The sequence below is a fragment of the Bacillus sp. SRI_025 genome (genome assembly GCF_057592095.1).
Window position 1 is genome coordinate 20,016 of record NZ_JBYEGB010000009.1, and the last position, 25,803, is coordinate 45,818.

Annotated in this window: 27 protein-coding genes and 2 tRNA genes; 1 reads left to right on the forward strand and 28 read right to left on the reverse strand. The window is 41.7% G+C overall.

Going from position 1 to position 25,803, the window contains the following annotated elements; translation table 11 throughout:
- Positions 1-72: 72 nt before the first annotated feature.
- From AC20OE_RS18255 to metG, 28 genes are all read right to left on the reverse strand, one after another.
- Positions 73-144: transfer RNA gene (locus AC20OE_RS18255), tRNA-Glu, on the reverse strand.
- A gap of 25 nt (positions 145-169) precedes the next feature.
- A tRNA-Met gene (locus AC20OE_RS18260) sits at positions 170-243 on the reverse strand.
- A gap of 177 nt (positions 244-420) precedes the next feature.
- A complete protein-coding gene (locus tag AC20OE_RS18265; protein WP_008357409.1) occupies positions 421-816 on the reverse strand; it encodes a S1 domain-containing RNA-binding protein in 396 nt (131 codons plus the stop codon).
- A gap of 82 nt (positions 817-898) precedes the next feature.
- Positions 899-1,273: an FtsB family cell division protein gene (locus AC20OE_RS18270; RefSeq protein WP_003217952.1), complete on the reverse strand. Its 375-nt coding sequence runs from the start codon at positions 1,271-1,273 to the stop codon at positions 899-901.
- Between the two features lie 18 nt (positions 1,274-1,291).
- Positions 1,292-1,930 carry a spore cortex biosynthesis protein YabQ gene (gene yabQ / locus AC20OE_RS18275; protein WP_106025932.1) on the reverse strand — a complete coding sequence of 213 codons (639 nt, stop codon included), beginning with the start codon at positions 1,928-1,930 and terminating at the stop codon, positions 1,292-1,294.
- On the reverse strand, positions 1,927-2,235 hold the full coding sequence (yabP, locus tag AC20OE_RS18280; RefSeq protein ID WP_024425646.1) for a sporulation protein YabP: 309 nt from the start codon (positions 2,233-2,235) through the stop codon (positions 1,927-1,929). The genes yabQ and yabP overlap by 4 nt, the downstream gene beginning before the upstream one ends.
- Before the next feature lie 73 nt (positions 2,236-2,308).
- Positions 2,309-2,569, reverse strand: a complete 261-nt coding sequence (locus tag AC20OE_RS18285; protein WP_008341839.1) for an RNA-binding S4 domain-containing protein — start codon at positions 2,567-2,569, stop codon at positions 2,309-2,311.
- Entirely contained in the window at positions 2,566-4,050 is a 1,485-nt protein-coding gene (gene yabN, locus AC20OE_RS18290) for a bifunctional methyltransferase/pyrophosphohydrolase YabN (RefSeq protein ID WP_212044548.1), read from the reverse strand. Before yabN ends, AC20OE_RS18285 begins: the two co-directional genes overlap by 4 nt.
- Positions 4,040-5,644 carry a putative polysaccharide biosynthesis protein gene (locus AC20OE_RS18295; RefSeq protein WP_212044550.1) on the reverse strand — a complete coding sequence of 535 codons (1,605 nt, stop codon included), beginning with the start codon at positions 5,642-5,644 and terminating at the stop codon, positions 4,040-4,042. The genes yabN and AC20OE_RS18295 overlap by 11 nt, the downstream gene beginning before the upstream one ends.
- Positions 5,645-5,834: 190 nt before the next feature.
- A complete protein-coding gene (spoVT, locus tag AC20OE_RS18300) occupies positions 5,835-6,371 on the reverse strand; it encodes a stage V sporulation protein T (RefSeq protein ID WP_003217990.1) in 537 nt (178 codons plus the stop codon).
- Positions 6,372-6,510: 139 nt separating this feature from the next.
- Entirely contained in the window at positions 6,511-10,044 is a 3,534-nt protein-coding gene (mfd, locus tag AC20OE_RS18305; protein WP_039175917.1) for a transcription-repair coupling factor, read from the reverse strand.
- A 68-nt stretch (positions 10,045-10,112) separates the two neighbouring features.
- Positions 10,113-10,343: an anti-sigma-F factor Fin gene (fin, locus tag AC20OE_RS18310; RefSeq protein ID WP_003217967.1), complete on the reverse strand. Its 231-nt coding sequence runs from the start codon at positions 10,341-10,343 to the stop codon at positions 10,113-10,115.
- A 55-nt stretch (positions 10,344-10,398) separates the two neighbouring features.
- A complete protein-coding gene (gene pth / locus AC20OE_RS18315) occupies positions 10,399-10,965 on the reverse strand; it encodes an aminoacyl-tRNA hydrolase (RefSeq protein WP_024425643.1) in 567 nt (188 codons plus the stop codon).
- A 140-nt stretch (positions 10,966-11,105) separates the two neighbouring features.
- Positions 11,106-11,732, reverse strand: coding sequence for a 50S ribosomal protein L25/general stress protein Ctc (locus AC20OE_RS18320; protein ID WP_039175914.1), 627 nt, complete (start codon positions 11,730-11,732; stop codon positions 11,106-11,108).
- A 138-nt stretch (positions 11,733-11,870) separates the two neighbouring features.
- Positions 11,871-12,824, reverse strand: a complete 954-nt coding sequence (locus tag AC20OE_RS18325) for a ribose-phosphate diphosphokinase (protein WP_024425641.1) — start codon at positions 12,822-12,824, stop codon at positions 11,871-11,873.
- A 22-nt stretch (positions 12,825-12,846) separates the two neighbouring features.
- Positions 12,847-14,217: a bifunctional UDP-N-acetylglucosamine diphosphorylase/glucosamine-1-phosphate N-acetyltransferase GlmU gene (gene glmU / locus AC20OE_RS18330; protein WP_059376744.1), complete on the reverse strand. Its 1,371-nt coding sequence runs from the start codon at positions 14,215-14,217 to the stop codon at positions 12,847-12,849.
- Between the two features lie 198 nt (positions 14,218-14,415).
- Entirely contained in the window at positions 14,416-14,712 is a 297-nt protein-coding gene (gene spoVG, locus AC20OE_RS18335) for a septation regulator SpoVG (protein WP_008357439.1), read from the reverse strand.
- Between the two features lie 224 nt (positions 14,713-14,936).
- Positions 14,937-15,314, reverse strand: coding sequence for a 2-iminobutanoate/2-iminopropanoate deaminase (gene ridA / locus AC20OE_RS18340; RefSeq protein ID WP_024425639.1), 378 nt, complete (start codon positions 15,312-15,314; stop codon positions 14,937-14,939).
- Between the two features lie 38 nt (positions 15,315-15,352).
- Positions 15,353-16,186: a pur operon repressor gene (gene purR, locus AC20OE_RS18345; protein ID WP_024425638.1), complete on the reverse strand. Its 834-nt coding sequence runs from the start codon at positions 16,184-16,186 to the stop codon at positions 15,353-15,355.
- A 55-nt stretch (positions 16,187-16,241) separates the two neighbouring features.
- Entirely contained in the window at positions 16,242-17,111 is an 870-nt protein-coding gene (ispE, locus tag AC20OE_RS18350; protein ID WP_019743558.1) for a 4-(cytidine 5'-diphospho)-2-C-methyl-D-erythritol kinase, read from the reverse strand.
- Between the two features lie 146 nt (positions 17,112-17,257).
- Positions 17,258-17,443, reverse strand: coding sequence for a small, acid-soluble spore protein, alpha/beta type (locus AC20OE_RS18355; RefSeq protein WP_012008653.1), 186 nt, complete (start codon positions 17,441-17,443; stop codon positions 17,258-17,260).
- Positions 17,444-17,606: 163 nt separating this feature from the next.
- On the reverse strand, positions 17,607-17,864 hold the full coding sequence (gene veg / locus AC20OE_RS18360; protein ID WP_024425637.1) for a biofilm formation stimulator Veg: 258 nt from the start codon (positions 17,862-17,864) through the stop codon (positions 17,607-17,609).
- Between the two features lie 213 nt (positions 17,865-18,077).
- Positions 18,078-18,962: a sporulation peptidase YabG gene (gene yabG / locus AC20OE_RS18365; protein WP_024427198.1), complete on the reverse strand. Its 885-nt coding sequence runs from the start codon at positions 18,960-18,962 to the stop codon at positions 18,078-18,080.
- Positions 18,963-19,096: 134 nt separating this feature from the next.
- A complete protein-coding gene (gene rsmA, locus AC20OE_RS18370; protein WP_039175905.1) occupies positions 19,097-19,975 on the reverse strand; it encodes a 16S rRNA (adenine(1518)-N(6)/adenine(1519)-N(6))-dimethyltransferase RsmA in 879 nt (292 codons plus the stop codon).
- On the reverse strand, positions 19,968-20,528 hold the full coding sequence (gene rnmV / locus AC20OE_RS18375) for a ribonuclease M5 (RefSeq protein WP_017359323.1): 561 nt from the start codon (positions 20,526-20,528) through the stop codon (positions 19,968-19,970). The genes rsmA and rnmV overlap by 8 nt, the downstream gene beginning before the upstream one ends.
- Before the next feature lie 161 nt (positions 20,529-20,689).
- Positions 20,690-21,892 (reverse strand): G5 and 3D domain-containing protein, encoded by a 1,203-nt coding sequence (locus tag AC20OE_RS18380; protein ID WP_099662811.1) that lies wholly within the window; start codon positions 21,890-21,892, stop codon positions 20,690-20,692.
- Between the two features lie 244 nt (positions 21,893-22,136).
- Positions 22,137-22,904 (reverse strand): TatD family hydrolase, encoded by a 768-nt coding sequence (locus AC20OE_RS18385; RefSeq protein ID WP_058838218.1) that lies wholly within the window; start codon positions 22,902-22,904, stop codon positions 22,137-22,139.
- 81 nt (positions 22,905-22,985) lie between these two features.
- Positions 22,986-24,986 (reverse strand): methionine--tRNA ligase, encoded by a 2,001-nt coding sequence (gene metG, locus AC20OE_RS18390; RefSeq protein ID WP_058838217.1) that lies wholly within the window; start codon positions 24,984-24,986, stop codon positions 22,986-22,988.
- Between the two features lie 520 nt (positions 24,987-25,506).
- On the opposite strand from metG, the gene abrB reads away from it, so the two are divergent.
- Positions 25,507-25,797, forward strand: a complete 291-nt coding sequence (gene abrB / locus AC20OE_RS18395) for a transition state genes transcriptional regulator AbrB (protein ID WP_087975202.1) — start codon at positions 25,507-25,509, stop codon at positions 25,795-25,797.
- The last annotated feature ends 6 nt before the right edge of the window (positions 25,798-25,803 follow it).

Below are 25,803 nucleotides of genomic sequence, written 5' to 3' on the forward strand. Positions count from 1 at the left end.
AGTCGATGTCTTTCATCAGAATTTTACGAAAGCACAAAAAAACAGCTTTCCTATAGAAAGCTGTTTCGAAGATGACCCGTACGGGATTCGAACCCGTGTTACCGCCGTGAAAGGGCGGTGTCTTAACCGCTTGACCAACGGGCCTTGCTTTATGTTCTAGTTAAAAGGATAGCGGCGGAGGGGATCGAACCCCCGACCTCACGGGTATGAACCGTACGCTCTAGCCAGCTGAGCTACACCGCCATAATGATAATGCGCTAAGAAGCACAAGAACTATAATACAAAGGATTCGCTTGTCCGTCAATAGAAAGTTATAAATTAAATGACGAAATCTCAAAAAATGTAGGATAGATCATGAAAAAAAGCACCTGCTGAACAGCAGATGCTTTGTTGTGAAAATATATAGAAAGCAGCAACAAGTTAACCTCTTCTTGCTCCGCGCCCCCCACGTTTTGATTCCGTGTTACGTTTTAAAGATGTTAAGCGATCTTCGCTATCTTTTAAGAATTTGTTCATTTTTTGTTCAAACGATTCCTTCGGACGGAAATCATTTCTGCTTGGTCTTGATTGTTGTTGAGGACGATCTTTTGCTTTTTTAATGGACAAGCCGATTTTACCGTCTTTTTCAACGTTAATCACTTTCACTTCAACTTGTTCACCGACTTTTAAATGCTCATTAATATCTTTTACATAGTTATCGGCTACCTCACTGATATGAACGAGACCAGTTGAACCGCCTGGCAACTCCACAAAAGCTCCAAAATTTGTAATGCCCGTAACTTTCCCTTGTAACTTGCTGCCAACTTCAATCGACATAAAAAAAGTGCTCCTCCTTAGACTTATAAAAAAATCTCATTTGTTCAATTATACATAAACTGAATTTTAAGTGTCAACAAGGCTAATCGCTCTTATTGCCCACATCAAAGATTTTTTCGCCTTTTTTGGACATATAATAGTCCCGTCGTGCCAGTTCGAGTACGTATTCCTTGCTTTTCAGCTTCTTAATTTCATCAGAAATATCTTCCTGCTTTGTTTGTAATTGCTTCAACTCTTTTTCGAGCGCAACCTTCTTCTCTTCTTTTTCCTTTAGTGAAGACGATTGCGACCAGAGGGCACTTGTCACCAAGACAGCAAACATGAGCACGATCACACCAAACACGGTAAGCCTTCTAAGGAGTCCGCGACGTTTGCGTTTTAAGCGCTGTGCTTGCTGTTCCATTTGTTTTTGATAATCATTTTGAATTTGTGCGATATTTCTTTTTCTCTTGTTCAAGGTTGAAGGCCTCCTCTCTTACTTTGTCCAGAATTGTTTCCATTTCGTTTTGATGGTACCAGATAATTTCTTGGCCCCTTGTAAAATTCCTGCTCCTTTTGAGAAAAACAATCTCATTGATGTTCGCCATTTTTCGGGAATCCGATGAATAATGGTCACATTGAGTAACCAGATGAGCGGATAACAAACAATCGACAGCACCTTCCACACGAGCCGAAACGTAAAACGAACTAGACGTAAGAGCGAGTGGAGCAAGAACAGAATAGCACTTATGACCAATGTGATCATCCAGCGGATCGGCTGGAAGACAATCGACATGACCAGCCTTTTCAGGAAGAGAACGGTCTGATATACACACATCATGATAAACTTGAGAATCTTGAGATACAGATGTTTCATCAATGCCTGATACATCGAGAAACCTAGAGCAACGGCTAGGAAAATATAAAGCCTGAATTCTCCCTCATTTGTCAGCAGCAGGACGTAAAAGAATAAGAGACCCTGCACCATCCAAAAAAGGAGATCGTGTATAGCCAAAAGCCATTTTGCTGTTTTTTCCCGGTTCACAAACAGCTTGTACGTATCAAGCGATGCGCCCAGCCAGATGCCCATCGCCGCCATGGAAAGCATCGTATAAAACTGGACTGTCAGCGTCATTTAAACAGCTTGCTAAAAAATCCTTTAGCTTTCTCCCCGTGCTGCTCATCAACATAGATTAAATCAAAGACACGCCCTTTGATCGACACAACGCCCTTTTCGACGTCTAGGTTCTTCATTTGCAGATTTTCTCCGCGGATGGCGAGAATCCCCATGACCGTCTCTAGCAGAAATTCCTCACTATCAAAGCTTTCCACTTGTTTGACACCAGTGATATCTAAATGCTTTCTGTTTCGCATTGTGACATTGTGCTCCGCGTCTGATGACAGCTTCGTGCCTTGAGGTTGATTATAATATTGATTCATTTATACATCCCCCATATCTCATACTTGCATGTTACTGCATTGTATGTGATAAGAGGGTCATTTAGAACAAGCCCTATTCTGCTGTTTTTTCTTCTTTTAGCACAGTATACATGCCAGCCGCTTCTTCTTTTTTCGTCGTGTCCTTTAACTCGTTGACTTGAACAGTCACTAGCTTTTGACCAAAGCGGATTTGCAGCTCATCTCCTTCTTTCACGTCAGAACTTGCTTTCGCCTGTGTTCCGTTAATAGAAATTCTGCCTTGATCAGCTACTTCCTTTGCCAATGTTCTTCTTTTAATTAAACGGGACACTTTTAAAAACTTATCTAGTCTCATGTATGTTCACCTCTTTCTATACGTTTCGCATCGTTCCAGAGATCGTCCATTTCCTCTAGCGTTAAGTCATCTAATGAACGTCCCATGTCCTTTGCTTTTTGTTCGATATGCTGAAAACGCCGCATGAATTTTGTGTTGGCAGAAGCGAGCGCCGTTTCAGGCTCTAGGTGATAGAACCGTCCAATATTGACGAGAACAAACAAAAGATCTCCAAATTCATCTTTCATTTGCTTCGTTGCACCTTCGTCCGTCTTCTCTGCCACTTCAACGAGAAATTCCTGCTTTTCTTCTTCGTATTTGTTCCAAATATCTTGAACATCTGTCCAATCAAAGCCTACCTTGGCGGCTTTCTTTTGGAGTTTATATGCCTTTGTTAATGCTGGAAGTGTCGCCGGAATCGATTGCAAAATAGAACCGGTCCGCTCTGGCTTCTCCTGCTGCTTGATTTTTTCCCAGTTGGCCACCACATCTGCTGCCCCAGAAACATTCGTGTCACCAAACACATGGGGATGTCGCCGAATCATTTTTTCTGTGACATGCTGAATGACGTCATCGATTGAGAAATAACCGTCATCTTCGCCAATTTGAGCGTGAAGTAGCACCTGCAGCAGCACATCGCCGAGCTCTTCCACCATATGATCTGGGTCATCTTCATCTATCGCTTCAAGCAGCTCATAGCATTCTTCAATTAAATATGGTTTGAGTGACTCATTGGTTTGTTTTTGATCCCATGGACAGCCGCCTGGACCTCTTAATGTACGTATGACGTCACGGAAAGTGTCAAATTGTTGATAAAGCAGCTGTTCATCTTTAATTGGAGGAACATAAACACTCGTTAAGTTATTTATCGACACATTTCGATCAAGTTCAAATAAAGGAACGGCAGTAATCTGTTCCTGACTGCTTCCAGCTGCAGTCACAATATAAACTTCATAATCGTCAGGAAGCTTTTCCATCAGCGTGAGCTTCACATTCGATGCTGTCATCTGATCATATACCTGACAAATCAGGACATGCTGGGTTAATTTCAGATCATCAGCTCTCATATCCCCTGCATCAACGAATTGTAATCCTTCGATGGGGTCAATCTGCAAGGAGTTGAATGTCGCATCTAAAAAGCTTTGTCCACCAGCGACAGACACTTCGATCCCGCGCTCTTTCTGCCCGGCGACAAGCAGCTGTACGGTCTTTTCTGCCACAAATGGATGACCAGGTACTGCGTACACAATGTCTTTTTCCGCTGCCTCTGCAAATAATATTTCGGTAATTTCCTGATACACCTGATCAAACTGATCGTGCTTTTCATAAATTTCATCAAAAAAGGTGAGAGATGGGACCTCCTGCATTAACTCTGCGGTAAGCGGATGATCCTGCGTTCTCATATATACTTCTTTCGCCTGCTTCAGCTGCTTATATACACCGAGCGTCAGCTGATCCATGTCGCCTGCCCCGAGACCGACGACGGTAATCTTACCTGCCATTTTGATTCCCTCTCATCTGTTTAAAATATAAAATCTTTTTTCCTAATGGAATGAGTCTCCATTCCTCTTCCGTGAATACTTCTAGCTTAAGAATACTATATAAAAAGGCGAAACCACCAATAAAAACTGATGTCAGGCTCTCTAAAACGGAAAACGGACGTTTTTCAAAAGGGATTACCCAGGAAAACAAAGCCTGATATCCCATTAAGACCACAGCCATGAAGGCGGCTGATAAAAGAATTTTCACTGGGAATAGCTCTCTCAATGAAATCCATCCTTTATGCTTCAAATAAAAGGCATTGAGCACGGCTGCTGTGAGAAAACCACATACAGTTGACCATGCGGCACCGTGGATGCCAAATAACGGAACAAGCGCAATCGTTAGAATCCATTTCACCAGCACGCTGATGATCACCACAACAGCGGGATACACAGTATGTCCGAGCCCTTGCAGTAAAGCCGCCTGCGTAATGGCAATCGACGTAAACGCAATCGATATACAGAATATTTGCAGGGCATCTGTGCCTAAATCATTACGAAAAAGCATTGTATTTACTGGTGATAAAATACAAATCAGCCCAACAGCTGACCCAATCCCTAATACCGACGTGGTCTTAACCGATGACCGCACTTTTTGCCGTATCGTTTCATGCTCCCCATTCCTCATGGCTGCCGATAAAAATGGCACAAGAGAGGTTCCGATGCTGATGGCAAACACCGTCCCTAGCTGCAAGAACGGCTGACCTCGGTCATACACACCTTTTGCCGCCTTTGCCGCCGCTTCACTGAGACCCTCACTGCGCAGCAACGCATACAGATGAAAAGCATCAATCATTTGCATCCATAAAATAAGCAAACCGCTGACACAAATCGTCAATGTATACAGCACCAAACTCTTCAAAATATCTTTTTTTCGAAGTGTCGCCTGTTTGCCTGACATACTTGCAGCAGACGGTTTTCGATAGGTCAACCAAAGGAAAAGAAGCAAAATGAGCGACGCCGCACTTCCTGCGATAGAAGAGAACACCGCGCCCGCCCCTGTTTCATAAAGCGAATAGCCGTGCCTCACGAAATAAAAAGATAAAACAAGCAGGACGCCTACCCTGATGAGCTGCTCAATCAACTGAGAAACAGCCGTTGGAAGCATCAGACCGTCACTCTGAAAAACTCCCCTCAGCATCACAGTGAGCGGCAGAAATAGAAACACAAAAGCACTCATCTGGATGAGCAGAATTAATTGACTATCTGCCATAAGGCTCGCCATTGTGCCTGCTCCTATGTAAAGACAAAGAAATAAGACCAAGCTCAGTAAAGTGATATATACCAAGGATACCCTTGTAATGATCCGTCGATTCTCTTCCCCATGCTCACTCAGAAGCTTGGACACCATGACAGGAAAACCTGTTGTACCAAGCATGATGGCAATACCAAGGAAAGGATATACCTGCTGATAAATATAAAACCCTGTGTCCCCTACGATGTTTTGAAACGGGACACGGTAAACGGCACTTAGTACCTTTGATAACAAGCCTGCGATGGTCAAAATCACCGCACCCTGGAAAAGCCAATGCGGCTGATTCACAGCATTTTTCATGGATGACTCCTTTAAAATAGATCTACAGTTAAACGAACTCATTATATCATACGTGAATGAAAAGCCGTTTCTTTCTAAGGAGTAGACGGCACATGTCCCGATTTGTTTCATCCCATATAAAAAACCGACAAAATCAAATGATTTCATCGGCATTTTTTCGTTTTATCAAAATGATATAGAGTTATTAGACCTAATGTTCCATTTGACGGGCTAAGAAGCCAGCTGCCGTTTCTGCCGCTTTATGCTCCACTTCTCCCATTGAACGCTCTTTAGAAAATAAGACGACGGCGCCAATCGGATCTCCGTTTGCAACAATAGGTGCAATGGTATAAGCAGATACGTCATCATCAATACCATCGACAAGTTGAATTTCTTTTTTGCTTTCTTCTAACACAGAATTACGCTGATCCATTGTTCGTTCAAGTAAATCACTGATGGATTTGTTTAAGTACTCTTTTTTCGAACTGCCGGATACAGCAATATACGTATCTCGATCACAGATCAGGATGGAATGACCCAAACTGTCGAATAATGCATCAGCATATTCCTTCGCAAAGTCTCCTAGCTCACTAATCGGCGAATACTTCTTCAAAATCACTTCTCCATCGCGGTCGACGAAAATCTCAAGCGGATCTCCTTCCCGGATGCGCAATGTTCTGCGAATCTCCTTCGGAATAACCACTCTACCTAGATCATCGATACGGCGTACAATTCCAGTTGCTTTCATTCACTGCTGCCTCTCTTTCGTTTGATGATGTGTTGGGTGAATGGAACAAAAGCGTCCACTTTATGCAACATTCACCACTTGACCCTGAGTTTAGTATCCGTCACATCAAACGTAATATACACGAGAGACAAACAAAATTTTATGAAGATGGAATGGTTTCTTTTTTCACATCTTGAAGCCCTCGAAGCATATTAAGAACAACCTCAAGCCATTCCTCCGTTTTCTTGCCTTTCGTTTGGACAGAAATAATCAGCTTGCTGCCTTCCATTCCCAACCCAATTTCACGTCCATATTTACTGCCGAGCTCAAATAATTTTTGACCGTCGATTTCACTGCTTGCTTGCTCATCAAGGGTCATTCTGACAATGCCTTTCTCCATCTTGATCAGCTCGACACGTTCCTGGACAGCGTACACCTTCATTGTCGCAATCGTAAACAAGTCTGCCACTTCTTGCGGATATTCACCAAATCGGTCGATCATTTCATCCTGAAGCTCTTTTCGCTCTTCAATCGATCCAATTGCTCTGAACTGTTTATACATCTCAATCTTCTGCTTGCCATCCGAAATATAAGTGTCTGGGATGTACGCATCAATTTGCAGATCAATTTCTGGCTCGAATTTATCTTGAGCCGTTGTATCGCCTCTTCTTTCCTCAATGGCTTCTTTCAGCATTTGAGAATAGAGGTCGAATCCAACCGAATCAATGAAGCCATGCTGCTGAGCCCCAAGTAAGTTCCCTGCTCCTCGAATCGTTAAATCACGCATCGCAATTTTAAACCCAGATCCAAGCTCTGTGAATTCTTTAATGGCTTGAAGTCTTTTCTCTGCAACTTCAGAAAGAACTTTATCTTTTCGATACGTGAAGTAAGCATAAGCGACACGGTTCGAACGCCCGACTCGTCCTCTTAGCTGGTACAGCTGAGAAAGCCCCATTTTATCTGCATCGTGGACGATGAGCGTGTTCACATTTGGAATATCGACTCCCGTTTCAATGATGGTGGTACTGACCAATACATCTGATTCACCTTCAAGGAAATTGATCATCACTGATTCCAGCTCGTTCTCACTCATTTTCCCGTGTGCATAACTAACTTTTGCGTCTGGGACTAGCATAGAGATTTCGTCTGCTTTTCGTTCGATATCTTCAACACGGTTGTAAAGGAAGTACACTTGACCGCCGCGTGCCAATTCTCGCTCAATTGCTTCTCTGACTAAAGCGCCGTTGTACTCAACCACATAGGTTTGAACAGGGAATCGGTTTTCAGGCGGTGTTTCAATAACCGATAAATCCCGCACGCCAAGCATGGACATATGAAGCGTACGCGGAATTGGCGTAGCCGTTAATGTCAGTACATCGATATTGGCTTTCATCTGCTTAATTTTCTCTTTATGCGTCACACCAAAACGCTGTTCCTCATCAATGATCAACAGCCCTAAATCCTTGTAGACGATGTCTTTTGAAAGAAGACGGTGTGTGCCGATGACCATATCAATCGTCCCGTTTTTCAGCCCTTTTAACGTTTCAGTTGTTTCTTTTCTTGTACGGAAACGGCTCAGCTGCGCGATTTTGACAGGGTAGTCTTGGAATCGGTCCATGATTGTATCAAAATGCTGCTGCGCTAAGATAGTTGTCGGAACTAGCAGGGCTACCTGCTTCCCGTCAGCAATCGCTTTAAAGGCCGCACGAATAGCCACCTCTGTTTTTCCGTATCCCACATCTCCACAAAGCAGACGGTCCATTGGACGTTCCCGCTCCATATCCTGCTTAATTTCGTGAATCGAACGGATTTGATCATCTGTTTCCTGGTAAGGGAACGCAGATTCAAACTGGCGCTGCATCTCATGGTCAGGCGAAAAGGCATATCCTTTGCTAGCCTCGCGTTCTGCGTACAGCTTAATCAGATCATCTGCGATGTCCTGTACAGATGTTTCAACTTTTTTCTTCACGCGTTTCCAATCGCTGCCGCCAAGTTTGTACAGCTTTGGTTCTTTACCTTCTGATCCTACATATTTCTGCACCTGATCAATTTGTTCAACCGGTACATAAAGCTTGTCGCTTCCTTGATAATGAATATTTAAATAATCTTTATGAATGCCGCCAATTTCAAGCGTTTCAATTCCTAAATATTTACCGATCCCGTGGTTAATGTGCACCACATAATCGCCGACTTGAAGCTCTGAATAGCTCTTGATTCGCTCTGCATTGGTCAGCTTTTGCTTACGTGCCTGCTTTTTCACACGTTTCTTGAAGAGTTCACCTTCTGTGATCACAGCAATTTTTGATAACGGCAGTTCAAAGCCTGTTTGCAGCTCACCTTGTAAAATATACACCTGTCCGCTCACAAGCTCAGCGTCCGGTTTAGCAAGAGCAGCTTCAATGTCATAATCATGCAGAACAGACGATAGCTTTTCTGTCCGCTCTTCATCCGCACCTAAGAAGACAACTGTGTACTGCTGTTTTTTATAGCGTTCAATTTCACTTGCCAGCACATTCATCTGCCCGTGGAAATTCTGCATTTGCTTACTAGATACATTGACGATATTTTGCGGATTTGTCTGCTGGACATGTCTCAGGAACAAGGAGTAGTACAGAATGGACCTTGATTGCTGATTGATCAGTTCTTGGAACGGGAAAGAAAGAGATAAATCATGAAGAATGTTCCCTTCTTCAAGCAGACTAATTGTCCAATCGGCTTCTTCCTGTTCAAGCTGTTCTTCCATCTCCTGAATTCTGCTGATTTCATCTAAAATAATAATCGTATCCTGCGATGTGTAATCTAGCAAACTAGCAGGCTTTTCATAGAAATAGGCTAGGTACTTCGTCATTTCCTGTGTCACGATGCCTTCTAGCAGCTTCTCGCGGTCAGCAGAAATATTTTGATGAAGCAGCTCTTTTTGCTGATCTGAGTTGAATTTCTTTAAGCTCTTCGCCAGCCCTTGATCAAGCTGTTCAATGGCTCTCACTCGTTCAGGACCTCTCACAATCAGCTCTTTTGCAGGACCTATTTTAATTTCTTGAAGGGTTTCTAATGAACGCTGTGTATCCGAATGAAACGTTCGAATCGAGTCTACTTCTGTATCAAACAGTTCAATACGGATTGGATGATCTTCCGTTAACGCATAGATGTCGATGATTCCTCCGCGCACACTAAAATCTCCGGGCGCTGCAACCATTGACGTCCGGTCATAACCAATTTGTACGAGCTGTTTTGAAAACGCCTCCAAATCAATTTCTTCACCGATCTTTAAATGGATCTGACTCTCCTTCCAGAGCTCAACTGGCGGAAGCATCCTGCGCACCGCAGCAGCGGGAGTAACGATAATTGGGTTTTCTCCATTCGCAAGCCGGTTCAGGACATCTAAACGCTGTGCTCTCAGCTCAGGGCTTGCCACTGCAATTTCTGAAGCGATAAGTTCATTGACAGGATAAAGAAGAACCGAGCGATCCGGCATCACACTTGCTAGATCATCTGTTACCTTCTGTGCCTGATATAAATTGTGAGTCACAATAAACATTGGCCGCTTCAGTTCGTCTGATATCGCGGCTGTAAATAAAGATCTGACGGAGCCTGATAGTCCGGCAAGCAGCTGTTCTTTTAACCCTTCCTTTAGTCCATTAAAAATGGACTGAAAATCATCACTTTGTTTGATAAATGATTGTATGTTTTTCATTTGGCTCCTCCTCCCTGTTTGTTTAAAACAGAAAAACGCTTTGGTCTAATATCTACACCAAAGCTTTTTTATTGAATAAAAGTATGATACTGATGGTAATCAGGATTTCTTTCGAGCGCCTCTTGGCAATCCTCACAAATGGTTTGTACATGTAAATCACCATTTTCCCTATAAGAAATCATATCGTTTCTTTCCTCATTTGTTAAGTGATGAAATCCAAGTGCTTCACTTTGGACAGCGGATTCATCTAGACTGCCAACCTTAACACCACAGTGGCGGCAGTAATAATGCAAAGCCATACGTGATCCTCCCATGCTGAGATTTTATGATCAGTATGTGCTTTGCTTATCATTCTTATACCTTCTTGTTAAAATCATTCATCACTTCTAAAAATGGCTTTTTTAAAGCTGCTTCACAGGCCTCGACAGATGATTGAATGGCTGATGCGATGTCAGGCTGTTCCTCTTCTGAGAAACGTCCTAGTACGTAATCAACGACCTTCATGCCATTTTGAGGACGTCCAATGCCGATACGGAATCGGTCAAATTCAGGTGAACCTAAATGCTGAATCAATGATTTGATTCCATTATGCCCGCCTGCACTTCCTTTTGTACGTAAGCGAATTCGGCCAGTTGGCAAATCAAGATCATCATAGATCACTTTCAAATGTTCAAGGGGAATATCGTAATAGTCCATCAGCGGACGCACACATTCTCCTGATAAGTTCATATATGTAAGCGGCTTTACAAGTAGAACCTTTTGCCCCGAAACAAACCCAGTTCCAAATTGTCCATGGAATTTTGATTGATTTAAAGGAATGTCCCATTTTTTCGATAGTTCATCTATTGTCATAAACCCGACATTATGTCTTGTTTTTTCATATTCTTTTCCTGGATTACCTAATCCAACGAATGCAATCATGAAACCAATAACCTCCTTTGTCACACAGCACACGCCTAAAAAATGAGCCAATCAGATTGCCTCATGTAAAAACGTATGAATTCTTTTCATTCTAGCACAAAAGACGCAACCGCGGGAGGGTTACGTCTCTAAATGACCAGTTATTCTCCATCGTCATCCTTTTCTTTAATAGCCTCAGGCTCTTGCGGCTCCTCTTCGCTATCTGGCTCAGGAACCTCTGATTGCTGAGGCGGCAGAATGGATGCAACGACTTCTTCTGGATCGTTATTGATTTGATAAGATGACTGAACAGGAAGATCAGCAACTGTTAATACATCATTAACTTCTAAGTTTGTAATATCTGCTTCAATATTCTGCGGGATATCTTTTGGTTTCGCTGTAACAGATAGTTCAAATAGTGGCTGCTGAAGCACACCGCCATCTTTTACCCCTTTAGACTCGCCAATCAGCTGCACTGGTACATCCGCGTCAATTTCACGCTGTAAGTCAACGACTTGGAAATCAGCATGGACAAGTTCGTTTTTCAGCGGGTCTGTTTGTAACTCTGTCACCATCACAGATTTCGTTTCACCACCCACGTCTAAGGTAATGATTGTATTCTTCCCTTCATCACGTAAGGTTTTTAATAAATCGATGCTGTCTAATGAAACAGCCAGGCTGTCCGTATTTTTTCCGTATATGACACCAGGAACGTGTCCTGAATGACGGATTTTTTGCAGTGTGGAACGTTTGAAATCAGTTCTTTTATTTGCTTTTAAAGTTGCCATATTCAGCACCATCCTATTTCTTTTTTGTCACTACTCTCATAATTACCCATAACCGAATCATTTTAAACATGTTTGCCCGTGATTGACGAAAGCAAAAAGACCCTAAGCTGATGCCTAGGGCCTTTTTCAATAATAAAATTAGCTGAAAAGGTAGCTCACAGATTCTTCTTCATGTACACGGATGATGGCTTCTGCAAGCAAAGGCCCAACTGAAAGCGGAATGAATTTTCCAACTTTCTTGTCATCAGTTAATTGAATACTGTTTGTCACAACTAATTCTTTAATTTTAGAGTTTGTGATGCGTTCTACTGCTGGTCCAGACAATACTGGGTGCGTACAGCAAGCATAGACTTCAGCCGCTCCATTTTCCACAAGTGCATTTGCTGCAAGTGTAATAGTACCAGCTGTATCAATGATATCATCGATCAGAATAGCCGTTTTGCCTTCAATGTTACCAATAATGTTCATGACTTCAGCAACGTTTGGCTTTGGACGGCGTTTGTCGATAATTGCGATTGGCGCTTTCAGGCGGTCTGCCATTTTACGCGCACGTGTCACACCACCGTGGTCAGGAGACACAACAACGATATCATTCAAGTTCTTCTGTTCGAAATAGTTTGTTAAGATTGGCACAGCCATTAAGTTATCGATTGGAATATCAAAGAAACCTTGGATTTGCGGCGCATGAAGATCAAGTGCAATCACACGTGTAGCACCTGCTGTTTCAAGCAAGTTTGCAAAAAGCTTCGCAGTGATTGGCTCACGAGGTTTTGCCTTACGATCTTGACGTGCATATCCGTAATAAGGGATCACAATATTGACAGTTTTCGCAGAAGCGCGTTTTAGCGCATCCACCATAATGAGCAGTTCCATAATATGCTCATTGACTGGCGCACTTGTTGATTGAATGACATAACAATCACAGCCGCGGATACTTTCTTCAATATTGATTTGGACTTCACCGTCACTAAAGCGTTTAACAGAGCTCTTTCCTACATCAACTCCGATACGATCGGCAATTTCTTTGGCAAGTTCAGGGTTTGAATTCAAAGAGAATATCTTTAAATTCGCATCAGCATAACGATTAGACATGGTAAACCTCCGGGTATTTGGATTATTTTTTATGAATATTTTTCACATAATCTTCTTTATTGACTTGTCTTGCTCTAGCAATAGACAATGCATCCTGCGGTACATCTTCTGTAACCGTTGAACCGGCTGCAACATATGCCCCTTTTCCGACAGTGACTGGTGCAACGAGATTTGAATTACAGCCAATAAAGGCGCCGTCTTCAATCTTCGTTAAGAATTTGTTTTTCCCATCATAGTTGACTGTAATGGAACCACAGCCAAGGTTTACATCAGTTCCGACCTCTGCGTCTCCAATGTAGCTTAAATGAGATGCTTTGCTGCGGTCTCCGAAAACTGTTTTCTTGATTTCGACAAAATTCCCGATTTTCACTTCATCGCCAATTTTCGACAACGGGCGAATATGAGCAAACGGTCCAATTGTCACATCAACTCCAACCTCACTATCGCAGACGACAGATTGCTTAATGACTGTTCGATCTCCGATGATGCTGTCAACAATTTCAGTGTTTGGCCCGATAGTGGCGTCTGCACCGATTTTTACATTCCCTTTGATGACCGTCCCAGGATAAATAACTGTATCTTCACCGATGACAGCATCTGGCGAAATATACGTGTTCTCAGGATCAATCAAGGTCACACCATTCTTCATATGCTGATGATTAATACGTCGCTTCATGAATTGCTCTGCTTGTGATAGAGCGATACGGTCATTAACTCCAAGTGTTTCTTCAAAATGCGGTGTTTGATAAGCTGCAACTGTTTGCCCTTCATTTTTTAAAATTTCAATGACGTCTGGCAAGTAGTATTCACCCTGTGCATTTTCATTCGACACTTGCTCAATCACACGGAAGAGATCTTCATTTGAAAAGCAATAAGTCCCTGTATTAATTTCATTCACTTGACGCTCTGCATCGTTCGCATCTTTATGCTCCACAATTTTTACGACAGCACCTGTTTCGTCACGAATAATTCGGCCATAGCCTGTCGGATCATCCGCATGTGCTGTTAAAATAGTGACTTTCGCTTGATGTTTTTGATGCTCGCTTAACATGGCTTCCATTGTTTCCGCTGTCAATAATGGCGTATCACCACAAATGACAATGGTTGTTCCCTTTTCCTGCGCGAGGAACGACTTTGCTTGTTTGACGGCATGGGCTGTTCCCAGCTGTTCTTCTTGAAGTGCATACTCACTTCTGTTTCCAAGCTGCTCTTTGACGTCCTCTGCTCCATGACCGACAATCGTCACTAGCTTGGCTAAAGAAAGCTTTAACGCTTCATCTGCCACATGCTCGACCATTGGCTTTCCGCAAACTGGATGAAGTACTTTATATAGCTTCGACTTCATTCTCGTTCCTTTTCCCGCTGCTAAAATCACTGCGAACCGCTTATCCATTGATTGGCCTCCAATATCCCTATTATCCATAGAAAAATATATCCTAAATAAAGACTGATTTCAAGGATACAAAAGGAAGTACAATAATTTTCTAACAGATGAAAGACTTAAGAAACAAGAGAAAGAACGCAAAAAAGACAGCATTTAAAAGAAAACATTCATTTTCTCTTAAAGCCGTCTTTTTAGGTTTAAGTATGATTAAGAAGCTCCAGCTTCTTCATATTCAATTGTCTCTTCCTCTTCGCCTAAGCGATGATATTCATTTAATACAGCATCTTGGATTTTACCCCGAGTGCTTGAATTAATTGGATGTGCAATATCGCGAAACTCTCCATCAGGCGTGCGTTTGCTAGGCATTGCAACAAACAACCCATTGTTTCCATCAATCACACGAATATCATGAACAACAAATTCGTGGTCCAGCGTGATGGATGCAATCGCCCTCATGCGACCATCGGTATTCACGCGGCGTAATCTTACGTCAGTAACTTCCACAGTAGTTCACCACCTTTTCCCAATATAAAAGCATTACTTAGGTATTCAACGATCGTGGTGATTCTCCTGCTCTTTTTTTAAACTTTTTTTGAAATATCGGGATATTTATACATTATTTGTCATATTAGTGACGGCGCTTACATCCTCAGCATGAAAAAAGACATCATGATGATGTCTTTCCCTGCATATGATGAAACCAAACGGCTTTCATCGAGAGTGCCTGTTTATTTTACTAATGCAACTACTTCTATTTCTACAAGCGCATCTTTTGGAAGTCTTGCCACTTCCACGCATGAACGAGCTGGCTTATGTGTATGGAAATACTCACCGTACACTTCATTCACTTCAGCGAATTGTTCCATATCTTTGATGAAAACAGTTGCTTTCACGACTGTTTCAAAGGAAGCACCTGCTGCTTCAAGTACAGCCTCAAGATTACGGAATACTTGATGTGTTTGTTCTTTAATATCTCCATTAACAAAATCTCCAGCTGGGGTTAATGGAATCTGCCCTGAGCTGTAAAACATGTTATTGACAATAATTCCTTGAGAGTAAGGTCCAATGGCTGCTGGTGCATGTTTGGTTTGAACAACTTTTGTCATATCAATCTCTCCCATTCAAATACATGTTTAATTAAAGCTTACGCTTTCGAATGAAAAAACTCGTGGAAGTTGCCTTCATTGATCTCAATGATTTTTTGCTTCATATCAATGGTTGAAAGCTTTAACAACGAGACATATTCATCAACAAGACGTTCATCTACGCCTTCATCTTCTAAAAGAACACCGATTCCCGCAACATTTGCATTAAATTCCTCAAGCAAATTCATCATGCCGTTAATGGTTCCGCCCGCTTTCATAAAATCATCAATGATCAACACATTGGAGCCTTTATCTAAGCTGCGCTTTGCAAGGGACATGGTTTGAATTCGGTTAGAAGAACCTGACGCATAATTAATACTGACAGTTGATCCTTCGGTTACCTTATTATCTTTTCTAACGATCACAACAGGCACATTTAAATAACCCGCAACAGAATAGGCAATTGGAATCCCCTTTGTCGCAACGGTCATGACGACATCAATCGCACGGTCCGCAAAGATGGTCGCAAACAGCTTACCGATTTTCGCAAGAATCGATGGATTGCCTAAAACATCGGTTAAATATAAATAACCGCCAGGAAGTACACGTTCAGGAGTTGATAATGCCTCTCCGATATCGTTTACTACGTCATCTGCTTCTTTTAGGTGAATTTTTGGAATATATTTCACTCCGCCAGCAGCGCCAGGTACAGTAAGCAATGTGCCGATTCCCTGCTGTTCGAAGGTCTGTTTGATAATCGTTAAGTCTTCACTAATGGAGGACTTTGCAGATTGATATCGTTCTGCAAAAAAAGTTAAAGGTACTAGTACGTGCGGGTGGGCTAACAAATAATTTGTTAAGTCCACCAATCTGCCGCTTCGACGAAACTTCATGAACTTACCCCCAGAACCCGAATAATTTATGAATAATATAACTTAATATACGGATTTAATCAAGGGCATTTTGTTCGCCGATCATGCGGACAGCGTATACTTGATCACAAAATCCTCTCAGTCCGTTATATATTCTTTGTACCTTCGATTCATATTGAATCAGGCCAAATACAGTTGGGCCGCTTCCACTCATTAATACAGCATCAGCACCGAAACGCTTCATCTGTCTTTTGATCATATCTACTTCCGGATACATCTTTAATGTCACAGACTCCAGAACGTTACCGAGTGAGCCGCACATCTCTTTATAATCTTTCGCTTCAATGGCTTCAATCATACGCTGTACATTTGGGTGTTCTACTTTGCTTGCGTCATATTGTCTATAAACTTCAGCTGTAGATACCCCAATCACCGGCTTCGCTAAAATCACCCAGCAATGCGGCGGTGTCGCGATATGCTTCAGTTTTTCTCCACGTCCTGTCGCTAGTGCTGTGCCTCCGTGTACACAAAAAGACACATCTGAGCCGATCTCCGCTCCAAGCTCAGCTAGTTCATCTAACGTGAGATTTAACTTCCACAAACGGTTTAACCCGCGAAGCGCTGCTGCAGCATCACTGCTGCCTCCAGCTAAACCTGCTGCCACAGGAATTGCTTTTGTGATGACAATCGATACCCCTTTTTGAATACCGAACCTTGTTTTGAGTAATTTAGCCGCCTGATAAGCCAAGTTACGCTGATCATCTGGCACAAATCGATTATGAGATGATACACGGATTTCATCTTTGTCCAGCTCCGTCAGCTCAAGTCGATCTGCAAGGTCTATTGTTGTCATCACCATCTCCACTTCGTGATATCCATCCGGTCTTTTTCCATGAACATCAAGTGAGAGATTAATTTTTGCCGGTGCTTTTTCTAAAATACGCAAACATTTCACCTACTTCTCCATCTAAACATAAGTATCAATATTGTATCACATTTGATGGTTCTGATGAATATTGGCTTTTACGCCCAGCACACTGACTTTTTCAACAAAAAAAGCCAGAGACACCCGAGGTATCCCTGACCATTTTTCTATCGTTGATTCTCATCCTGAGCCATGTGCTGCTGAGCTAACTCGATGGCACGTTTGACCATATTACCTGCGTCACGCGCACGAATTTCTCCCCAGCCTCCATTTTTGACGGTATCATAAAATCCAAGATCCTTCGCCAGCTCGTATTTGAACTCATCTGACATAATGCCTCGGCGTCTACCCAAACGAAACAGCCCCTTTAGTCGAGAATTCGAATCAGTGCCACTGCTTTTGTGGCTTTCTTATTTTGTATCGAATCCTTTGTTTTACCCCTTTCAAAAAATGGACAGACTCCCATTCAGAAAAAAAGGCAAAACAAAAAGCAGTAAACAAGAAGTTCACTGCCCATTAATAGGCGACTGAGCTAGCGGCATCATCGAACGTTAATTCGACCGTCTCAGTCAGTATATCTGCATAACTGTAAGAAACTCTTTCAAACGAATTCTCATCTTGATCTAATTGAATCACAAATACAGAAGGGTACGTTTCAGCTAAAATGCCCGAACGCTCAATTGTTTTACGGCGGCCTCCGTTAGCCTTTAACGTCAAACGTTTACCTAAGTTACCATCAAGCGATCTTTTGATGTCGGACAAAGTCTTCGCCATTGCATCCACCTCACTGAGATAATTATACAACAACGGCCCATTTTTGTCAAATAAAAATTAAATTATATCAACCAACACGAGCCATTGTCAACAAAATAATTTTGACAAACTTCTACCTTTTCTCCTCCCTATTTTTCTCAAATTCCGGTGAATTATGTATCCATTTGAAATTTCTTTTTACACATAAAAAAAACCAGACTGAAATCAGTCGGGTTATGTCGATTCATGGTCTTTTTTATATGGCATACCTACCCTTAAAACACCCTTCGTCTCAATGCCTCCGAGACCTTTTTCTCTTGTTAATGTATTACGAAGCACATCCCACACATTGATTCGATCTACAAATGGAGTGAAGCTGATCTTCGCAACGATATAGACGGGGTCGAGCGCATGGATGTTCACACGTGAAGGTGAGCTTGCAAAATTGGCACCTGCTTGGATCAATGATTCGAAATGAGATTGACAGGCACCAGCAAAGATCACAAGCTGATCTAAATGAGGAATTTTCTTTCTTGCTTTTTGAACCGTCTCAACGAAATGACGAGAATGGCGATAAGCACCGATATCATTTACGCCGCCTTTTTGCTTGGAATACGCGTCATGCCCTGTAATGACCAAAATATCAGGCCGATATTGATCAAGTAACGAGTCAATCACACTTGGCATTTTCTTCTCATGACAATGCACTCCGTACACAGGCACACCAATTCGTTCATATACATCTAAGCATTTCTTTAAGTATGAAGCATCTCCATCTAAATGAAGGACCTTTCCAGGCATGTGAAAATACTGCTCCTGATGCTGATATTGTCCAGAAGTATAATACTCTTGTTTTTCACGCAGCAGCTGATAATCCTGTCTTAGTAAGTCGAGCGATTCATTAATCTTCCGTTCGTCGTCCTTCTCCCTTGTCAACTGCTCCTCTTTTTGAATCAAGACGAGATCCGACATCTTAGCATCAGCAATCAGCCTCACTTCATTCCCATGCAATATGGCAGTGGCTTCGTGCTGATCTGTCTCATCAATTCGAATGATTCGAAACATAATATCCATTTGATAGGATGCCCTCGTCACCATATCTCCTATTTGAAATTGCATGCTTTTCACTCCACAATCAGGCTCATATCCTGTTGGTATCGTCTTGCCCTAAACATATTCATCTTTCATATGTGCTGTTCTTTCTAGCCTATGCCTGAACAGTTGAAGTGGTGAAGAACAAAAGAAAAAAGCCCTTACGATAGGGCTTTTTGTAAAACATTCGACAATCTGGCAAATTCCTCAATGGATAATGATTCTCCGCGGCGCTTTCCATCAATATCTGCTGTTTGAAGAGCTTCCTCGATGATCGCTTTATGTTTTTTTCCATCAGGAAAATTGTTCATCAAATTATTCATCAATGTTTTCCGGCGCTGGCCAAAGCTCGCTCGGATCAATTGAAAGAAAAACGCATCATTTTCTACTGAGACAGCAGGCGTTTCACGAACAGTCAGCTTAATCACAGCCGAATCAACATTTGGCTGAGGAACAAAAACCGTTTTAGGCACAACCATCACCGTTTTTGCTTCCGTATAAAATTGAACTGCTATAGACAATGAATTGTATTCCTTTGATGAAGGGACAGCTGCCATACGATCTGCTACTTCTTTTTGCAGCATGACCACGATCCCTTTCAATGGAAGGTTTTCTTCAAGCAATTTCATAATAATCGGTGTTGTCACGTAATACGGAAGGTTGGCTACGACCATCACTTCTTTACAGTCAGCAAAATTTTCTTCGATGACCTTTCTCACATCCGCCTTTAATACATCTTGATGAATAATCGTGACATTATCATATGGAGAAAGCGTATCGTTTAAAATAGGCAATAAACGCTGATCGATTTCAAAAGCGGTGACTTTCTTTGCACGTTTAGCGAGCTGCTCTGTCAATGCGCCGATACCAGGCCCAATTTCAATGACGCCGGTCTCATCTGTAACCTCTGCGTGATCGACAATGCGATCTAAAATATTTGTATCAATTAAGAAGTTCTGCCCTAAGCTCTTTTTAAAAGAGAAACCGTACTTCTTCAGTATTTCCTTCGTTCTGACGGGTGTCGCAATATCTTTATTCATCGGCTTCCTCCTGCATGACGGTCTTTAAGGCCGCAATAAAATCATGTTTGGTTATTTGGAACATGTGAAGGCGCTTTTGCAGCTGCTTCGCATTGGTATATCCTATATTTAAAAGCACTCCTAGTCGTTCGCGGCGGCGTTTCGATGCTTCGCCTCCGATAAGGCCTGCGTCAAATAAGTCGTCTAATGTAATGTCACTTTCCGATTCTTCCATTTCTTCATGGACATGGGCAAGACATTCACGAATACTGTCCAAGGAAGCATGCTCGACACCAATTCCTTTATCCCGCTTCGCCTTCGCAAGATGCTTTGGCAAAAAAGCGTGCTTACAGCCAGGAACCGCCTCTGCGATGGTTTTACGGATCTTCTCACCAGGAAAATCAGGATCTGTTAAAATAATGACCCCTCTCGTCTCCTGAGCAAGACGCACTTGTTGTATGACTGTATCGCCAATGGCAGATCCGTTTGTTTCGATTGTATCTGCATCAACCGCCATCTTCACTCTGGCAGTGTCATCACGACCCTCCACCACAATGATTTCTTTGATTTTCATGTATTCCTCCGCTTGCAAAAACAATCTACATTTTTTGGTTAAAAAAACGAAACCTTTCATGCTGTTTTTGCGTCTAATTAATTAGAAAACAGTGCTTCTATTATAACCAAAAAAACAGAGGGTGCGCAAAGCCCTCTGTTCATATAAATGATTTGATGTGTTTATTTGAGCACTCTAATTTTCACTCGTTTATTTCCCCATTGATAAGCTGCCGACTTACTTGGGACGAACACATCAATTTTATTCCCTTTTATAGCAGATCCAGTGTCTGATGCAACGGCATAACCATAGCCTTCCACATACACTTTTGAGCCCAGCGGAATGACACTCGGATCAACTGCTATGACCTTTGCACCCGGATTCGCTTTTAAATCAAAACCTGTAGACGTTCTGCCCGTACATCCAGCACAGCTCGCTGTATAGGCTGTTGACGCCACATAAAATTCTTTTCCTGAAGACTCATTGCTTCGTGAAACCACAGGGGACGCTGTAGGCTCCTTTTTGGTCACTTGTGTACCAATAGCCACTAATCGGTCCTTACTATCTTTTTCGGTCACTTCTTTAATCAATTCTTTAGACACCACTTTGCCGTTTTCTTTCACAATGGCATAGTGCTTCTTCAATTTACCTTCTTCACCTTTTTTAAGTACCTTCTCTTTCCCTTTTTCAAGAGAATGGTCCTTTTTATGTTTGGTATCAAAAGCAATTTTCTCTTCCACTACATCGGTGACTTTTTCCACCCGAGTGATCTTTATATCTGCGCTCTTTTTAGAAAGGTTACTATGTAACGCAGGCTTGATCTTATCGTGCTTCTTGAGCTTCAGCTCTTGTTGCTTTAAAAAGTCAGCGACCGTAGTCGAAGTGGTCCACACTTTTTTATCTTTTCCTCCATCATTTAAGCTGACCTGGAAGGCCTGCTGAACCACAAGCTTCATATCCTTTGTTAACTTGTCATTCTTTCCTGGAGTGACTTGATCGTGCTTCCCGATATCTATCTTCTCATTCTTCAATAATGCTCCAACCGTCTGATCTGTTGTCCATATCGTTTTCTCTTTCCCATCTAGGGTCAGATGAACCGGTATAGCCGCATCATACACAATGTTCATATTGTCTTGAATCTTTGTATTTTGACTTGGAGAGATATAATCCTCCGCCTTGGTCCTTATGCCAAGGTCTGAAAGCAGCTGTGCTACTGTCTCTTCATGTGTACGAATTGTCTTCTCTTTACCATTGATTGAAATGGTAATAGACTGCTTAGTGAGCTCATGCGCACCGTAAGCCGTCCCAGTTCCAGCTAAAAGCAAGCAAACAACTAGTAATAAAACCTTGCCTTTTCCTAGCTTAACAGAAAACAGATTTTTCATTTTTTGTACGATGAAAAACGCCTCCTTCTCCTCGGAGAGATTATATAGAGTATCTCAAAACCTGTCAACCCTTCCACCCACTGTACAAAAATGCTCGATTGTAAACCTATTATGGGAGATTTATGGAAAGAAGGGAAGAAAGACTTATCGACAACTTATCCTATGAGGAGGCGCAAACGTGTAGAACTTTTTCGTTATGTTTCACAATTGGACAAGCTTAAACAAGGATTGACATCATATACTGTCAGTTTATACGGAAAACTTTTTTTGCATTTTTTGTTGTCAATTCGGCAAGCTCTTCAAAGCTGATTTCTCTCAGCTCCGCAATCTGTTCTGCGATATATTTGACATAACTTGGCTCGTTACGTTTCCCCCTAAATGGCACTGGCGTTAAGTATGGGCAGTCTGTTTCAATCAAAAGCCGGTCACTTGGTATCTCTTTTACAACTTCCTTTGGCTTTTTGGCATTTTTAAATGTCACGGGTCCACCGAATGAGATGTAAAAATTCATATCCATACACGCTTTTGCAGTTTCTAAGCTGCCCGTAAAGCAGTGCATAATACCTCCGACCTCAGCTGCTCCCTCTTCCTTTAAAATCGTCACGACATCTTCCGTTGCGTCACGGTTATGAATAACGATTGGAAGATTCACTTCCTTCGCAAGAGCAATTTGGCGTCTAAAGACTTCCTTTTGTACATCTTTTGGTGACTTGTCCCAATAGTAATCCAGACCCATTTCTCCAATCGCAACCACTTTTTCGTGTTGAGATAAATCTTTAATCCAAGCCAAATCCTCATCTGTCATATCAATAGCATCGACTGGATGCCAGCCAATAGCTGCATATATGAAATCATACTCTTCAATTAATTCCATCGCTCTCGTAATTGTCGGACGGTCAAACCCCACCACCACGATTTTCTCAACTTTTTCGCTTTTCGCTCTTTCGATCACCTGCTCTAAGTCTTCCTTATATTGTTCTGCATTCAAGTGGGCATGTGTATCAAATAACATTGTTGATTGCTCCTTTCGACAATTCTCCTAAAAAACAAAAGGTGTTCGACGAAATGTTACACGTGGAACACCTTTGTTGATTTATAAAATTTTTGTTCCATTTGCTAGAGATTGATCTACTTCAAGAACCTGCAATTTCCCGCCTGTTTCCCCAGTTAAAATCATTCCCTGGGAAATTTCCCCTCTGAGTTTAACTGGTGTAAGATTCGCTACGCAAACGAGCTTTTTCCCTACTAATTCTTCTGGTTGATAGTGTTTGGCAATCCCTGAGACTATTTGTCTTTTTTCAAATCCAAAATCAAGCTGAAGCTTTAAAAGACGATCCGCTTTTTTCACTGGGGCTGCTTCCAAAACCTGTGCGACTCGAAGATCGACTTTCGAGAAATCATCAAATGCAATTTCAGCTTCCAGCTCAGGTAATTCCGTTTCTTCGATTTCCACTTTCTCTTCTTCTACCTTAGGTGTACTTCCCTGCATTTTTTCTTTAATGTAGGCTACTTCTTCTTCAACCTCTAAACGCGGGAACAAAGGCTCGCCTTTTTGTACCGTCGCATGTTGAATTGCACCAAATGATAGGATACTATCCCAGCTTTTGAGCTTCTCTTCTTCAATTCCAAGCTGGAAGAAGATTTTCTCAGGTGTTTTCGTTAGGAATGGCGTTAAGAGGACTGCTGTGATTCGAAGTGATTCTGCTAAATGATACATAACAGAATGCAATTCTTTTCGTTTTGTTTCATCCTTTGCCAGCACCCATGGAGCTGTTTGATCAATATATTTATTGGTTCTGCTGATTAATGTCCAAACATTTGAAAGAGCCACAGAGAATTCAAGGTTTTCCATCGCCTCTTCATAGGCTTTGACGGTTTGCTCAGCGACTGCTTTCAGCTCTTCATCAAACTCATTAACAGGGCCCTTATAGCTGCTTAAAGTGCCGTCAAAATATTTTTGGACCATCGCAACTGTACGATTAAGCAAGTTACCTAAATCATTGGCAAGGTCATAGTTTACACGTTCCACGAATCCTTCTGGTGTAAACACACCATCCGCACCAAATGGTACTTCGCGAAGCAGATAATAACGGAGGGCATCGAGGCCATAGCGATCAATTAATGTGACCGGATCTACCACATTCCCTTTTGATTTAGACATTTTGCCATCTTTCATGAGCAGCCAGCCGTGTGCGAAAATTTGCTTCGGTAGAGGCAGATCTAATGCCATCAACATAATCGGCCAATAAATCGTATGGAAGCGTACAATTTCTTTTCCTACGAGATGTACGTTGGCAGGCCAATATTTTTTATATTTCTCATCTTGATCTGTTCCATAGCCAATCGCAGTTAAATAGTTGAATAACGCATCAATCCATACATAAATGACGTGTTTTGGATTGTTAGGAACTTTAATTCCCCAATCAAAGGTTGTTCTTGATACGGCTAAATCCTCTAAACCTGGTTTAATGAAGTTATTAATCATTTCATTCTTTCTTGATTCAGGCTGAATAAACGATGGATTCTTTTCGTAATAATCGAGCAAACGATCCGCATACTTACTCATACGGAAGAAATATGATTCCTCTTTAATTAATTCAACAGGGTGTCCGCTGTCAGGGCTTTTTCCGCCAATGACTTCCCCTTTCTCATTACGCTCAACATCAACAAGCTGTGTTTCCGTATAGAATGTCTCATCAGGAATACTGTACCAGCCCTCATATTGATCTAAATAAATATCGCCTTGATCAAGAAGTTTTTGGAATACCTGCTCGATGATTTTCGTATGTCTTTTTTCTGTTGTACGGATGAAGTCATCATTCGAAATGTCGAGTTTCTTCCATAATGATTTAATGTCTTCAACGACTGGATCTAAATACTCGATTGGTGTGATATTTTGTTCTTCAGCTTTTTGCTGAATTTTTTGTCCGTGCTCATCTGTACCCGTTAAATACATCACATCATAGCCTTGAAGACGTTTATAACGAGCCATAGCATCTCCTGCTACTGTCGTATAAGCATGTCCAATATGTAATTTTCCGCTCGGATAGTAAATAGGTGTTGTCAGATAAAACGTTTTTTTCTTTTCTGGCATGTCGGAACCTCCTGCGTGTGTGTAAATGTCAAAAACTCCCGCCCAATGGACGAGAGCGGTTATCATCATTACATGAAAATGTGTCAGATCAATTCATTTAATTTTGCACTTGTGCTTTCTCTATGATACCATCTTAGCCTTTAAGATCAAGCATATATACATAGAACGAGATGAAATGATCGAAAAAGATGAGTTTTTCGAAAAAAACGACAAACCCGTCGACATTTTGTCGAATATTGTCGTATGAAATCTATTTCCAGATTTACAATTGGCTAAATTAGGGCAAAAGTCTTGTTAATCTGATCTCGTCATTTCTTATATTTTCATAGAAAAAGCCTACAAAATCCTTATACAGCAGTAGTTTCAAGGTCTTTTGACTTTAAGAGTCATATTTTACAAACAATAGTAAACAAAATGATTGACGATTTATGGAAACCTTGTTATGCTAGGAATGTAAGGAATTTGTCGAATAATGACGAAGATAATATTATTTTAGTAATAAGAACTTTTTGGGAGGAGAATGAAGATGAAATCTACAGGTATTGTACGTAAAGTTGACGAATTAGGACGCGTGGTGATTCCAATCGAACTTCGCCGTACGCTAGGAATCGCTGAAAAAGACGCTTTGGAAATTTATGTTGATGATGAAAAAATTATCCTAAAAAAATATAAACCAAACATGACTTGCCAAGTAACAGGTGAAGTATCAGACGATAACCTTAAACTTGCTAATGGTAAATTAGTTCTTAGCCGTGAAGGTGCAGAGCAAATCATTAACGAAATCCAAAACCAACTTCAATCACAAAAATAAGTTTCA